Genomic DNA, 12,021 nt, shown 5'->3' with positions numbered 1-12,021 from the left:
GCCGGACCCCGCCTGGGAAATTATCAGTCCGGACGACGTGCGCACATACAGCCAGGAAAAAACGACCGGCTGTGTGTATTTCTTCGATATTTACGAGGGGGCCACACCCACACCGACAAACACGGTGGTCTTCCCCCCGACCTCGACGCCGACGCCTACTCCCACCCCATCCTGCTGGGTGACACACCTGGAGGCGGAGCAGGGGGATCTGGTCGCACCCATGACCATTGGCGACCATCCCGAGGCCTCGGAATGTGATTATGTGTTTACCCCCAAGGGCTATGGCGCGAACGGCAGTGTCTCCTTCACGGTGGAGGTGCCGCAGGCCGGCCAGTACGTCATCTGGGCGCGCGCCTGGGGCCCGGATACCGCCAGCAACTCCTTCTTTGTCTCGGTGGATGGAGCGCCGGAGATACAGTGGGACCTGCCGCAGGCCGGCTGGACCTGGGTCAAGGTTTCCAACGCGCTGACCGGCCAGCCGCTGGTGCTGACCTGGAGCGCCGGCCCCCACACCATCGTCTTCCGCACCCGTGAGGACGGCTCCCGCCTGGATGCGATCGAGGTGGCGGAAAATGATCCCGCCTGCCAGTGGCTGAACGTCATCCCCTGCCTGCCGCAGGCTACCGAGACGCCGCCGGCTACCTCGACGCCGACGGAGACGCCGCCGGCTACCGCCACTCCGACGCCGACCGACACTGCTACTCCGCCGCCGACGGCGACCGATACGCCCGTTCCCACAGAAACCGCTACCGCCACCCCGACCGAGACGCCTACGGCCACTTTCACGCCGGCGCCGACCTTCACCAGCACGCCGACTGTCACGGGCACGCCGCCGGCCACGTTCACTCCGACGATGACGCCCACGGGAACACCATTGCCGACTGCCACGCCGACGGCAACGGTCCCGACACCTACTCGCACCTTTACGCCGACACGGACGCCCGTGCCCACGGACACCCCGACACGGCTGGCGACCGCCACACCGACGCGGATACCGACCCGTACCCCGACGCCGACCGCGACGCCTGTGCCGCCCGAGGAAATTCCAGAGGCCGGCACCTGGATGCTGATGGCCGGCGGGCTGGCGGGGCTGATGAGCTATGTACGCCTGGCTCGCCGCCGGCGCAGATGATGCCGACACATCCATATCCTCCCGTCAGGGGCAACCCTGACGGGAGTTTTTATTTCGTCGGGCGGGAGGCGCGGGTGAAAATGGCGGAGATGAAGCCCTGCGCGATGTCCAGGGCTTCCTGTGGGGAGGTATCCTCTGCGGCGGTCGGCACTGTGACCTTGAAGAGCACCAGGCCGGCGGCCGGATCGCGCCCTTCGTCGGGCCAGATGTAGAAATACCAGATGAAATGGCGTTGAGAGGCCTTGTTCGCTTCCAGATACAAGGTGTAGATATCGCCCTCGCGCAGGGGAACGGGGACGGCGTTCAGGGTTGTCTGCCATCCGTCGGTGCTGTAGCAAATTTGTGGGGGATGGAAGCTCTTGGACTTGCGGCTCCCGATGAGGCTGAGCCAGAGGATGCGGCCGGCGGCGTCCTCGTAGCGGCGGAAGATGTACTGTTCGGGCTCCAGCAGGATAAATACCTCCAGGTTGGTCTGGGGAATGTCCTGCCCTTTCCACCCCCCGATCTCCAGGGGCAGGTCGGCCAGGTTGGGGCCCAGGCGAAAGTCATAGGGCGTTTCCACGATGCGCTGTTGATTGGTCTGCCGCCAGTTGTCAATGTCGGTCACAAAGGTATGGGCAGAGGAGGGGAAAAGGTTCGCCGGCCGGCGCGCCATGAGGACAGCGCTGGCCAGAATGGCCAACCCCAGCAGGCCGACGATGCTCAGATATCGGAGCGTATCCCGCGACATTGCGCCGCCCAGCTCACCCCCATCAGCAGAAGTACCGCCACCACGAACAGCACGGGGCTGGAATAATCATGGAAGTAGCGCAGGCCGGCTTCTGCCCCCCAGAGATGGGCGACTACCAGCAGAATGGCGATGCGCATGATGTTGGCCGCCAGCGCCACCGGCACGGCCATAGCCAGCAGTACCCAGCGCGCCCATGCCGGCCCGTCCACCAGGTAGACGAACAGCGCATCCAGGGTCAGCAGAGCCACAATGGAGCGCAATCCACTGCAGGGCGCGCCCACCTGCAGGGAGCAGGAAGGCAGGGTAATTTGCGCGCCCTGCACCTGGGCCGGGATGCCCCACCACTGCGCCAGGGCAGTGGATGCGGAGGCGGTGATCGTCTGCAGGGGCACGCTGGCCTGCTCCACGAAGGGCAGGGGCACGGCGAACCAGGTAAAGGCCAAGGGGAAGGCCAGCATGCGCAGTGCCGGCAGCCCCACGAAGAAGGTGATCAGGCCGGCCACGAGCAGGGGCAGGGAGAGGGCAGATATATAGGGCGCGCGCCAGGCACTGCCGATGAGGTGCCCTGCCAGCCCGATCCCCATACCCCACAGCCCGCGGTTGTCCGGCGCCCGGTACCAGAAGGCGCGCCGCCGGCGCCAGATGAGCGCGCCGGCGATGATCAGCACCAGCGGCCCGTGGGTGTAATAATCGTTGCTCCACCACTCATGCGCCAACCAGCGCAGGGTCGGAAAATAGAGTATGCCCACCAGCAGTGCCAGCGCCATCGCGGCCAACAGCCGGCGCTTGCGGATCAATGTCCTCATTTCCTGCTCAGGTTCACCGTGCCGAAGGGGCCGGCGCAGGGCCGGCGTTATTCATCGGGATAGCTCTGGAAGAGACGTCCCCACGGGCTTTCGTTCAGCCACTTCTCCACAATCGGGCGCCCCTTGCGCGGGTACCAGTAATGGTCGTGATAGTACTCGCTGGCGAAGATAAAGATGTTCACCAGGGGCGTCTGGAAAAAGAGCTTCTGGAAGACCTTCAGCGGGGAGCGCCATAACAGCATGCCTACGCCCGTGCCCAGGTTGACGCCAACGGAGAAGTTCCAGCGCTCGTTGGCCACCTCGGGCATGCCGACGATCTCGATATCGCGTGGGTTGCCGTTGCCCAGCCCGCGCTCCGTGGCATGGGCGATGTATGGGATCTTCATGGGGTCGAAGCCCATCATCATGGCGGCCACCGCGTCGATGGCCACCTGGTCCGCCGACGCCAGGATGACGTCCTTCTGGTGCGGGACGAGGGTGCGTGGGCCGGGGCCACTGCCGGCGGTGGTGCCGTCCATGGTGCAGAAGATGCCGGCGTGAATCTCCTTCTGGATGGCCAGCAGGTCCACCAGCGTGTCGTGGATCCAGGTGTGGGTGTAGTGGCGGTTGACGTTCAGCAGGCCGCCAAAGGCGTTCTTCATGGCCCCGGTGGTGACGGTGTAGCTGTGGGTCTTCACCGTGGGCAGGTGCACGATGTTTTTGCCGATAAAGTAATCGGGGATGTAAATGCCGTGGCGGTATATCTTGTCCAGGACTGCCATTTTCGCTTTGGGCTTGTATTCGACCCAGGTCATGTCCTCGGGCTTGAAGTTGTACTTCTTCGGGATGCCGTATTTGGCCAGTACCGGGCCGAATTTGTTGTAGCGATCCCCCAGGTCAGCGATGGTGACCACTGTCTTGTTGTGGACGTCCACGATATCGTGGAAGCCGGCGTCTTTGAGCGCCAGGATGGTGCCCTCCAACTGCCAGGGGGTGGTGTTGGCGCCGGGATAGAGCAGGTGCCAGCTAATATTGTCCTTGAGGATGGTGGTCGCGGAGGGGTCCAGCGCCTGGCGCATGCCGGCCAGCTCACAGAGCCGACGGTAGTCATCCAGCACAGTCTCGGGTTTGGTGCGCAGTACCGCCACCACTGATTTCTTGGTCATAACTGCCTCCTGTAGTGCAGTGCAGGGTCAATGATAGTCAAAATCATTCACAAGGCGAATTCCGCCGCCAGAACGGTGTGGTCGGAAGGCTTGTCGGCCAGGCGCGGCTCCATGTCCACCCAACAGCGGGTGCACTTCTCCGCCAGGGGCCGCGTGGCCCAGATGTGATCTACCCGCCAGCCCAATCCGCGCTCGATAGCGCCGCGCACGCGGTAGTCCCAGAAGGTGTAGATGCGCTCATCGGGATGGAACTTGCGGAGCAGGTCCACCCAACCCCATTCCCGGACGCGCTCCAGCGCCTGGCGGGCCAGCGGGTGAAAGTCCACGTGGTTTTTCAGTCCCTCCGGGTTGTGCACGTCAATAGGTTCGGGGGCGACGTTGAAATCGCCCATCCAGAGGATGGGGTCCGCCGGCGAGTAGTGCCGCTCGAAGAGCCGGCGCAGTCGCCCCAGCCATTCCAGCTTGTACTGGAACTGCGGGGAATCCACCGACTGGCCCTGTGGGACGTACGTGTTGACGACGAAGATGCCGTCGTACCGGGCGCGGATAAGGCGCGCCTCATCCGGCTCGCCGCCGTCGTCGAAGCCGAACACCACGTCCTGCAGAGGCTCGCGGCTGATGATGGCCACGCCGGCGTAGGCCTTCTGGCCGCGGAAGACCACGTGGTAGCCGGCGGCCCGGATCTCATCGGCAGGAAACTCCGAATCCTGGACCTTGGTCTCCTGGATGCAGAGCAGGTCAGGCTGTTCTTTGGCCAGCCACGCCAGGATGATGGGCAGGCGGGCCCGGATGGAATTGGCGTTATACGTCGCGACTTTCATTGGGTACTGCTCCCCATATGGGCGAACGAACACGAGCCAGGGCAGATGCAAGACACAATATACCATGGAGGGGGACAACCGCAAAATCGGGCGAAGGAGGGGTGAGCAGGCCGGCGGAGCCAGATATCCCAAACGTCTCACTCTGACATTTGGGAAAATAAACCCCTTGACGCAGGGGGTATCCGGCGATATACTCTGTAATAGAACGTTTGTTCTATTCGGAGGGAACCCCATGGCAGGTTCGGTCCAGCGGCGCATGCTGGAACTTCAGGCAGACCGCATCGAGATGGTCCTGGCCGCGCACCAGGCCGCCGGCCGGGTATGGGGCGGGGTCATTTCCCCGCGCGTCATCACCTTTAATCTCTCGCCGTTGATGGGCACCCGCCTGCGGAAGATCACCCAGCTTTCCGAGGAGATCGCCATGGCCCTGGGGGTCTCGTACTGTCGGATATATCGGGAGGAAGGGACGCTGAAGGTGGAGATCCCGCGCGAGGATGGGAGGAAGGTTTCCTTGCTGGAGCTGTGCCGGCAGGTCCGGCCGGCCGTCCCCGGCACCGCTGTCCTGGGCGTCGAAAAGGGCGGTAGGACCCTCATGGTGCGGCTGAGCAGTCCTGATGTGGTGCATATCCTTGTGAGCGGGACCACCGGCTCGGGCAAAACGGAACTTCTGCGCGCGGTCGTGGCCAGCATGGCTTACCTTCACCGCCAGAGCGAGTGTCAGATCGTGCTCGTGGACCCGAAAGGGCGCGGTCTGCGGGTCTTTGATGGGCTTCCCCATCTGCTGTATCCGCCGGCCAGCACCATTCCCGATGCCGTCGCCGTGATCACGGATACTGTGATAGAGATGGAGCGCCGCGACCGGCTGGGGATTGACCGACCGCTGGTCGTCGTGGTGGTGGATGAGCTGGCGGACCTGCTGATGCAGGGGGGAGAGGAGGTGGAGAAGAGCCTGACGCGGCTCGTTCAGAGGGGCAGGGGTGCCGGCGTGCATGTCATTGCCGCCACCCAAAAGCCCTCCGCCGAGGTCATCAGCTCACTGCTCCGCAGTAATTTCCCGATGCGCATTGTCGGGCGGGTGGTGAACCCGGCGGATGCCTATCTGGCCGCCGGCGTGGGCGGCACCAATGCCGAACGGCTGATGGGGCGCGGGGACATGCTGGCGGTCCTGCAGGGGCAGGTCATCCGGTTTCAAGCGGCGCACATCCCGGAGCCGGCGATCCGTCACCTGGTGCAGTGGCTCAGAAGCCGGTATGCCGGGCGCGCCATCCTGGATGTGCCGGCCATCCCCGATGCCAATGACGCAATTCCGATGAATAGTGGAGGGATGAGATGAAAAAGGTGGTGATCGCGCTGGTAGGGGTGTTCATCCTGGCGCTCTGTATCACGGTGGCGAAGCGCATGAGCAGTGAGGCGATGGCGGTGGTGGTGGGGATGGTGTGCGGCGTGGCCGCCAGCATTCCCACCAGCCTGCTGATGCTCTTGCTGGTCAGGCGCGATGACGTGGGGGATCAACCGTCCGCGCCCAGCATGCCGCAGGTGCCCAACATCATGATTGTCAATCCGCCGGTGGCCAATCCCGGCCTGTATTATCCGAACGCGTCAAGCATGGCGTACCTGCCGCCGGCCGGTTCAGGCAGTGCCCGCCAGTTCGAGATCCTGGGCGAGCCGGAGGACATCTCCGGTCAACGGCGGTATTTTTAATGGGGAGAGGCACGATGGCTTCACCGCATGCTCAACAGGTGCAGTTGTTGGACTGGAGGCTGGGGTATTTCCCTCACCGCTTTCGGTGGCGCGGGCAGGTGCATCAAGTGCTCCATGTCCAGCGCATCTGGGAGGAATGCCGCGACTGGCCCCGCCGGCGGCAGTACCGCTATTACCGCTTGTTGTGCTCCGCCGGCCTGTTCGTCCTGCGGCATGATCTCCTGCATAACCTCTGGCAGGTGGTCAGCGCGCCGGCGTTTGAGCCTCGTTCGCAGTGGGGGGAAGTCCCGCAGAGGAGGTCCGGCTATGCGGGTCGGTTTGCTGTGGTTCGATAATCGCCCGGATGCGCCTTTACAGGAAAAGGTTCGGCTGGCTGCTGTGCGCTACCGGCAGAAATTCGGCCAGCCGCCCAACTGCTGTTACGTGCACCCGGACACCCTGGCCGGCACACCCGCTGGACTCGTCCAGGTGAATGGGTTTGCCGTGCGGGTCGTTCCTATGGGGAACATCCTTCCCCATCACTTCTGGATCGGTCTGGAGGAAAATCCCCAATAACTGCCCCCCATTCTTCCGGAGCGGGCCGAACGCCCGCTCCGGCCTTTTATATCTTCTGCGGGGCTTTGGTCAGCCGCACGACGAGCCATTCCAGCGCGACCGCCGCTTCCATCTGGCCCGTTTTCACCGCCTGGTCCGCTTCCAGCAGGCGGTCATAGATGGACTGCAGTTCCTCTTTGCGGTAGCGCAGGGCCTGCTTCTGCACTTTCTCGGCGGTGAACTGGTGGACGCCCAGCTTTTTCGCCAGGGCCGCCGGCGAAAGGCGCTCCCCCTCCAGCCCCTTGGCCTGAGCGATCAGGTTGAACTGGCGGTATATCATGTGGAAAATGTACTGCGGATGGGCGCCCTCTTCCATCAGCTTGCGCATTTCGGCGATCGCTGTTTGCCAGCGCCGCTCGCTGATGGCATCCACAATGACGAAGATACTGCTCTCGCGGGTGTGGGGGGTCAGCAGGCGCACATGCTCGGCGGTGATGGTCCCGCCCGGCCCTGCATACAGCGCCAGCTTGGTGATCTCCTGGTCCAGGGCGCGCAGGTCTTCGCCGACGGCATTGGCCAGCGCGCTTTGTGCGCCGGCATCCAGCCTGACGCCGTGCATGCCGGCGCGCTGAGCCATCCAATCCAACAGCTCTTTGCCCCGTTTCGGGGTGAACTCCCAGACCCTGCACATCTCCGACTGCTTTTTGGCCCATTCCAGGATGCGGGTGCGGACAGCCTTTCCTTCCAGCCCGGGATCATACAGAACCAGGTCGGTGGTAGGGGGGAGTACCTGCAGGTATTCCAGCAGTGCTCGGGCGAAAACGGCCGGCCCCTCTTGAGCGGCTTCCTGCGCCTCCTCTTCGCCGGCGGACGCGGCGCCGCCCGACAGGCGGGTGAGCAGTCCGCGCACGATGACCAGCCGGCGTTCGCCCAGGAAGGGCAGGGAGTCGCAGTGGTGCCGCAGTTCCGACAAGCTCAGCCGGCCGCCTTCCAGGAGGGTGCGGTTCCACTCGGCCCCCGGGGTGCCAGCGGCATGCTCCTGCAGTAGCTTGTGCAGGGCTTCCTCGCAGGAGAACTCATCCCTGCCGAAGATTAGATAAATCATGCGTCCCCCGCGCCCAGCTCGATGTAATGTACCGGCATTTTCCCCCCGAGCAGGCGGCGCTCCACGCGGCGGATCTGCAGGTTCCCGATATGGGCGTCCGTGGTGATGTGTTTCTGCACGGTATAGGCCAGCGGCTGGGAGAGGAAGAGGGCGGTGCTGAGCGCCAGCAGGAGCTGGGGGAATTCCTCCCACCATGGGGCGCGCCGCCGGCGCAGGAACAATGAGACCACCAGGCCCCCGACGAGGGAGCTAACGGCCAGGTTGGTGCCGCAGCGCGGGTGCACCGCCAGATGGGATTGGCCGGCGCGCAGACGCGCCAGCGCTTCGTTGACCGCGGACACCAGCGCCTCGGTGGGCACGGCGCCGTAAATATAAAAGCCCGCCGGCGTGCTCCGGCCCATCACCTCCAGGCCAGGATAGCGCTGGGCCAGGATGTGGACGGTGGCATGTTCCACCGCGTGGTTCTGGCGGGTGCGCTGAAACAGCCGGCCCAACCACTGCATGGGCGATTCCGCTCCAGTTATCCCTTCAAGGCTCATGTTTCTACCCTCTTGCGGGAAGTCATGCATCGCGCAGGTCCAGCAGTTCGAAGACGCGCAGTTCCTGCCGGCGGCCGGCCAGGGATATCGGACCGAGCGCGCGCACCTCTGCCCGGTCATAGATGTACTGCAGGGTTTGTTCGCTGAGGAGGATCTGGTTCGGGCGCGCCATTTCCTGGAGCCGGCGGGCGACGTTCACCGCATCGCCGATGGCGGTGTAATTGCGCGCCTGTTCGGTCCCGACGTTGCCGACCACGACCTCGCCCGTGCCGATGCCGATATGGACTTCCAGACGCAGGTGTGCCGGCAGGCGCTCGTGCAGGCGCGCCACGGCACTGCGCAGTCCCAGCGCCGCCTGGGCGGCCCGTTGGGCATGGTCCGCCTGCGGGAGCGGCGCGCCGAAAATTGCCATGATGCCGTCCCCCAAGAATTTGTCCACGGTGCCCTCGAACGCCATTACGGTGCGCGCCATGACGGACAGGTATTGATTGAGCACGTTGATGAGTTCTTCGGGGGCCAGCCGTTCGCTCAATGCGGTGAACCCCTGCAGGTCGGCGAACAGCACGCTGACCTCGCGCCGCACGCCGCCAAGCTGGATGGCCTCCGGGTCAGACAGGATGCGTTCCACCACCGACGGGGGGACGTACATCTGGAAGTACTGGCGGATGCGCTCTTTCTCGCGCTCCTCCTCCGCCTGGAGGTTCTCGAAGTCCTGGGCGTAATGCAGGGCGATGGCGGCATAGCCGGCCAGCATGGATAACAACTGCAAATGGTGTTCGTCCGGCCGGCTGACTCCCGCCGGCCACTGCGCGATCAGGACACCCAGCGCGGCATCGCGCAGGACCAGGGGTATGTAGGCATATGTGGGGCCGGCGTCTCCCTCGCTGGCCACAGCGGGCTTGCCGTCGTGCAGTGTCTCCTGCGCGCGCTGGATGCAGGCTGTCGGCAGTTTCCACACAGCGGACTTGGAGCGATCGCGGTAGCCTTCCGCAACGATCTGCAGGCCGCCGGCCTGCGGGAGCAGGACATAGACCGCCTGAACGGGGAGCAGGTAGATCACTGCGTCGGTGATCCTGCGCAGGAGCACATCGGTATCGAGTACCGAGAGCACGGACTGGCCGACGGCGTAGAGGGTGCGCATCTCGCGGAGCCGGCGCTCCAACTGCTGGTTGGCCTGCATCAGGCGGGCCATCAATGCGTCCCGTTCGGCGCGCAGCCGGCTTTCCAGCAGGGCGCCCTCGATCGCGGTCAGCATTTCCTGGGCGGTGAAAGGCTTGATCACGTAATCGCGGGCCCCCAGCCGGAAGCCGCGCACGGCGATTTCCTCGGAGCCGTGAAAGGTCATCAACACCACCGGCACGCGTACCCCCTGCTCCTGCAGGCGCTCCAGCACGGTGAGGCCGTCCATTTTGGGCATCTGCAGGTCGAGCAGGATGAGGTCCGGCTTCTCCTCAACGGCTTTGCGCAGGGCCTCCTGGCCGTCGTAGGCGACGATGGGGCGGAAGCCGTGAGGAGTGAGGACGGCGTCACTGATGAACTGCACGTTCTCTTTATGGTCGTCGGCGACCAGGATGCGTTCCTTTGCCATAGCACCGCCCCTTGCACAAGCGCTGAACGTTACGATATGCCCGGCCGGCCAGCATTCACCCCTTCCATTAGGTAGCGGCTGGGGGCCGCCGGCGGCAGGACCGCGAACGGCTGATGCGGGCGCGGGAGGGAGAAGCGCAGGCGCCAAACGGCGATCACCGCTTCCAGGAAGACCCGGCGCGACATTTTCGATGTGCCCTGCACCCGGTCCACGAAGATGATAGGGATTTCCTTGACGCGAAAGCCGGCCAGCAGGGTCCGATAGGTCATCTCTATCTGGAAGGCATAGCCGGTGGTCTGCACCTCGTCCAGCGGCAGGGATTCCAGCACCTGCCGGCGGAAGCACTTGAAGCCGCCGGTCAGATCCCGGATGGGGACGCCCAGGATAGTTCTGGCGTACAGGCTTCCGCCCTGGCTCATCAGCCGGCGGGGAAGGGGCCAGTTGCGCACACCCCCGCCGGGCACGTAGCGGGAACCCAGCACGAGGTCGCAGTCGCCAATCTCCTCGACGAATACGGGGAGCATGGCCGGGTCATGGGAGAAGTCGGCGTCCATCTCGAAGATGAGTTCCGCCCCGAAATCCAGGCCCCAGCGGAAGCCGGCGACGTACGCTGTCCCCAGCCCCAATTTTCCTGGCCGATGCAGGACGTGCACGCGCGGCTCCTGGCGGGCCAGCTCTTCGGCCAGTTCGCCGGTGCCGTCGGGGGAATTGTCGTCCACGATAAGGATGTGAAAAGCGTCCCCATGTGCAAGTATCTTGGGGACTAACTGGGAGATGTTGTCTCGCTCGTTGTAGGTTGGGATGACGACCAGATAGCTCATGCCTATTACCCAGGGATATGGTTGGCCGGCGGAGGTGCATACTGCGCCGAGGCCGGCGTCTTTCTCGCGCTACTGATCCGCTCGGACGAACCGCTGTACCAACACTCCCACCCGTACCAGCAGTTGGCGCATGCTGAACGGCTTGGTGATGTAGTCCACCCCGCCCACGTCCATCCCCTTGACGATGGTCTCCTCGCCCTGACCGGTGCATAGCAGGATGGGGATATGGCTGGTAGACGGGTCGTCCTTCATGTGCCGTGCGACCTCGACGCCGTCCAGCTTGGGCATCAGCACATCGAGGATGACGAGATCGATTTGTCCGGCCCTTTCCTGAATCACCTGTAGGGCTTCTTGTCCCTCGAAGCAGGTGAGCACCTCGTAGCCGGCCCTGGTCAGCGCGGAGGCCATCAGATGTACCAACTCTTTGTCGTCGTCGGCGATCAGGATCGTCGGAGCGTGCGTTCCCACAGAAGTATCCTTCCGTACTGGCTCTATGTGCTGAAGTCGTCTGCCGGCCGGGCAGGATAGCAACCACACGGTTTTGCGTTACGCCGCCATAATGCCGCTCAAGTAATTGATCAGCTCGCGGGTGGAGAAGGGTTTGACGATGTAGCCATCGGCTCCCAGCTCCAGGCCGTAGTCCACCTCGTCAGAGCGGCCTTTGGCGGTCAGGAATACCACTTTGGTGTTGTGCCGGCGTTCATCGGAGCGCACGCGCTGGAGCACATCGTAGCCGCTCACCCGCGGCATCATGATGTCCAGAAGCACCAGGTCAAAGTGCTCCTGCCCCAGCAGTTGCAGTGCCTCTTCCCCGCCGGCGGCTTCTTTGACGGTCCAGCCCCGCCGTTCCAGGGTCAGGCGAACCAGCTTGCGGGTATCTTGCTCATCGTCCACGACCAAGACCTTGACAGCCGGCATGCCGCACATCGTTGTCCCCCTGTCAGGGCTAGCAGAGTATGCATCATATCCGGGAAAGATAGGATTGTCAATCTTTGCGAACGCTGGGTCTTACCCACTTTTGACAGTACGACGTCCTCCTGCTATTTGGTAGTTGCGAAACCAACCATAGAGCAGAGAGGGCGTCGTGACACTAACATAC

15 protein-coding genes are annotated in these 12,021 nt (G+C 63.9%); 5 read left to right on the top strand and 10 right to left on the bottom strand.

The features are described from left to right. Nucleotides 1–1,132, top strand: a 1,132-nt coding sequence (locus tag H5T60_05885; GenBank protein MBC7241959.1) for a hypothetical protein, incomplete at its 5' end; no start/stop codon positions are given. Nucleotides 1,133–1,181: 49 nt separating this feature from the next. Here H5T60_05885 and H5T60_05880 read toward each other — a convergent pair. Genes H5T60_05880 through xth form a run of 4 tightly spaced genes read right to left on the bottom strand, consistent with a single transcriptional unit; the run spans nt 1,182 to nt 4,634 of the window. Beyond that, entirely contained in the window at nt 1,182–1,862 is a 681-nt protein-coding gene (locus H5T60_05880) for an exosortase-associated EpsI family protein (GenBank protein MBC7241958.1), read from the bottom strand. After that, the gene (locus H5T60_05875; protein ID MBC7241957.1) at nt 1,835–2,668 is read right to left on the bottom strand and encodes an exosortase/archaeosortase family protein; all 834 of its coding nucleotides are present in this window, start codon (nt 2,666–2,668) and stop codon (nt 1,835–1,837) included. Before H5T60_05875 ends, H5T60_05880 begins: the two co-directional genes overlap by 28 nt. Before the next feature lie 47 nt (nt 2,669–2,715). Then, complete coding sequence (locus H5T60_05870) at nt 2,716–3,813, bottom strand: DUF362 domain-containing protein (GenBank protein MBC7241956.1); 1,098 nt, start codon at nt 3,811–3,813, stop codon at nt 2,716–2,718. Between the two features lie 47 nt (nt 3,814–3,860). Further along, complete coding sequence (gene xth / locus H5T60_05865; GenBank protein MBC7241955.1) at nt 3,861–4,634, bottom strand: exodeoxyribonuclease III; 774 nt, start codon at nt 4,632–4,634, stop codon at nt 3,861–3,863. A gap of 232 nt (nt 4,635–4,866) precedes the next feature. Here xth and H5T60_05860 point away from each other — a divergent pair, with 232 nt between their 5' ends. The 4 genes from H5T60_05860 to H5T60_05845 are packed head-to-tail and all read left to right on the top strand — an operon-like array spanning nt 4,867 to nt 6,890. After that, nucleotides 4,867–5,967, top strand: coding sequence for a DNA translocase FtsK (locus H5T60_05860; GenBank protein ID MBC7241954.1), 1,101 nt, complete (start codon nt 4,867–4,869; stop codon nt 5,965–5,967). Further along, nucleotides 5,964–6,335, top strand: a complete 372-nt coding sequence (locus tag H5T60_05855) for a hypothetical protein (protein ID MBC7241953.1) — start codon at nt 5,964–5,966, stop codon at nt 6,333–6,335. The genes H5T60_05860 and H5T60_05855 overlap by 4 nt, the downstream gene beginning before the upstream one ends. Nucleotides 6,336–6,349: 14 nt before the next feature. After that, nucleotides 6,350–6,670 (top strand): hypothetical protein, encoded by a 321-nt coding sequence (locus tag H5T60_05850; protein ID MBC7241952.1) that lies wholly within the window; start codon nt 6,350–6,352, stop codon nt 6,668–6,670. Continuing rightward, on the top strand, nt 6,642–6,890 hold the full coding sequence (locus tag H5T60_05845) for a hypothetical protein (protein MBC7241951.1): 249 nt from the start codon (nt 6,642–6,644) through the stop codon (nt 6,888–6,890). The genes H5T60_05850 and H5T60_05845 overlap by 29 nt, the downstream gene beginning before the upstream one ends. Before the next feature lie 46 nt (nt 6,891–6,936). Here H5T60_05845 and holA read toward each other — a convergent pair whose 3' ends face one another. From holA to H5T60_05815, 6 genes are all read right to left on the bottom strand, one after another. Continuing rightward, nucleotides 6,937–7,974, bottom strand: coding sequence for a DNA polymerase III subunit delta (gene holA / locus H5T60_05840; GenBank protein MBC7241950.1), 1,038 nt, complete (start codon nt 7,972–7,974; stop codon nt 6,937–6,939). Continuing rightward, the gene (locus tag H5T60_05835; GenBank protein MBC7241949.1) at nt 7,971–8,513 is read right to left on the bottom strand and encodes a hypothetical protein; all 543 of its coding nucleotides are present in this window, start codon (nt 8,511–8,513) and stop codon (nt 7,971–7,973) included. Before H5T60_05835 ends, holA begins: the two co-directional genes overlap by 4 nt. A gap of 22 nt (nt 8,514–8,535) precedes the next feature. Continuing rightward, on the bottom strand, nt 8,536–10,101 hold the full coding sequence (locus H5T60_05830) for a response regulator (protein MBC7241948.1): 1,566 nt from the start codon (nt 10,099–10,101) through the stop codon (nt 8,536–8,538). Between the two features lie 29 nt (nt 10,102–10,130). Continuing rightward, complete coding sequence (locus tag H5T60_05825; GenBank protein ID MBC7241947.1) at nt 10,131–10,922, bottom strand: polyprenol monophosphomannose synthase; 792 nt, start codon at nt 10,920–10,922, stop codon at nt 10,131–10,133. Nucleotides 10,923–10,991: 69 nt separating this feature from the next. Continuing rightward, nucleotides 10,992–11,390 (bottom strand): response regulator, encoded by a 399-nt coding sequence (locus tag H5T60_05820; protein ID MBC7241946.1) that lies wholly within the window; start codon nt 11,388–11,390, stop codon nt 10,992–10,994. A gap of 78 nt (nt 11,391–11,468) precedes the next feature. Beyond that, nucleotides 11,469–11,849: a response regulator gene (locus H5T60_05815; GenBank protein ID MBC7241945.1), complete on the bottom strand. Its 381-nt coding sequence runs from the start codon at nt 11,847–11,849 to the stop codon at nt 11,469–11,471. Nucleotides 11,850–12,021 lie beyond the last annotated feature (172 nt).

The organism is Anaerolineae bacterium (assembly GCA_014360855.1).
Lineage (GTDB): Bacteria > Chloroflexota > Anaerolineae > JACIWP01 > JACIWP01 > JACIWP01.
Note: the sequence above shows the minus strand (reverse complement) of the source record. Positions and strands in the feature narration are given on the sequence as shown.

Bases quoted from the DNA above. Each gene is read 5' to 3' on its own strand.
- H5T60_05835 (MBC7241949.1), bottom strand. From the start codon at position 8,513: ATGAGCCTTGAAGGGATAACTGGAGCGGAATCGCCCATGCAGTGGTTG.
- holA (MBC7241950.1), bottom strand. From the start codon at position 7,974: ATGATTTATCTAATCTTCGGCAGGGATGAGTTCTCCTGCGAGGAAGCC.
- H5T60_05850 (MBC7241952.1), top strand. From the start codon at position 6,350: ATGGCTTCACCGCATGCTCAACAGGTGCAGTTGTTGGACTGGAGGCTG.
- H5T60_05845 (MBC7241951.1), top strand. From the start codon at position 6,642: ATGCGGGTCGGTTTGCTGTGGTTCGATAATCGCCCGGATGCGCCTTTA.
- xth (MBC7241955.1), bottom strand. From the start codon at position 4,634: ATGAAAGTCGCGACGTATAACGCCAATTCCATCCGGGCCCGCCTGCCC.
- H5T60_05860 (MBC7241954.1), top strand. From the start codon at position 4,867: ATGGCAGGTTCGGTCCAGCGGCGCATGCTGGAACTTCAGGCAGACCGC.
- H5T60_05830 (MBC7241948.1), bottom strand. From the start codon at position 10,101: ATGGCAAAGGAACGCATCCTGGTCGCCGACGACCATAAAGAGAACGTG.
- H5T60_05880 (MBC7241958.1), bottom strand. From the start codon at position 1,862: ATGTCGCGGGATACGCTCCGATATCTGAGCATCGTCGGCCTGCTGGGG.
- H5T60_05875 (MBC7241957.1), bottom strand. From the start codon at position 2,668: ATGAGGACATTGATCCGCAAGCGCCGGCTGTTGGCCGCGATGGCGCTG.
- H5T60_05815 (MBC7241945.1), bottom strand. From the start codon at position 11,849: ATGTGCGGCATGCCGGCTGTCAAGGTCTTGGTCGTGGACGATGAGCAA.
- H5T60_05870 (MBC7241956.1), bottom strand. From the start codon at position 3,813: ATGACCAAGAAATCAGTGGTGGCGGTACTGCGCACCAAACCCGAGACT.
- H5T60_05855 (MBC7241953.1), top strand. From the start codon at position 5,964: ATGAAAAAGGTGGTGATCGCGCTGGTAGGGGTGTTCATCCTGGCGCTC.
- H5T60_05825 (MBC7241947.1), bottom strand. From the start codon at position 10,922: ATGAGCTATCTGGTCGTCATCCCAACCTACAACGAGCGAGACAACATC.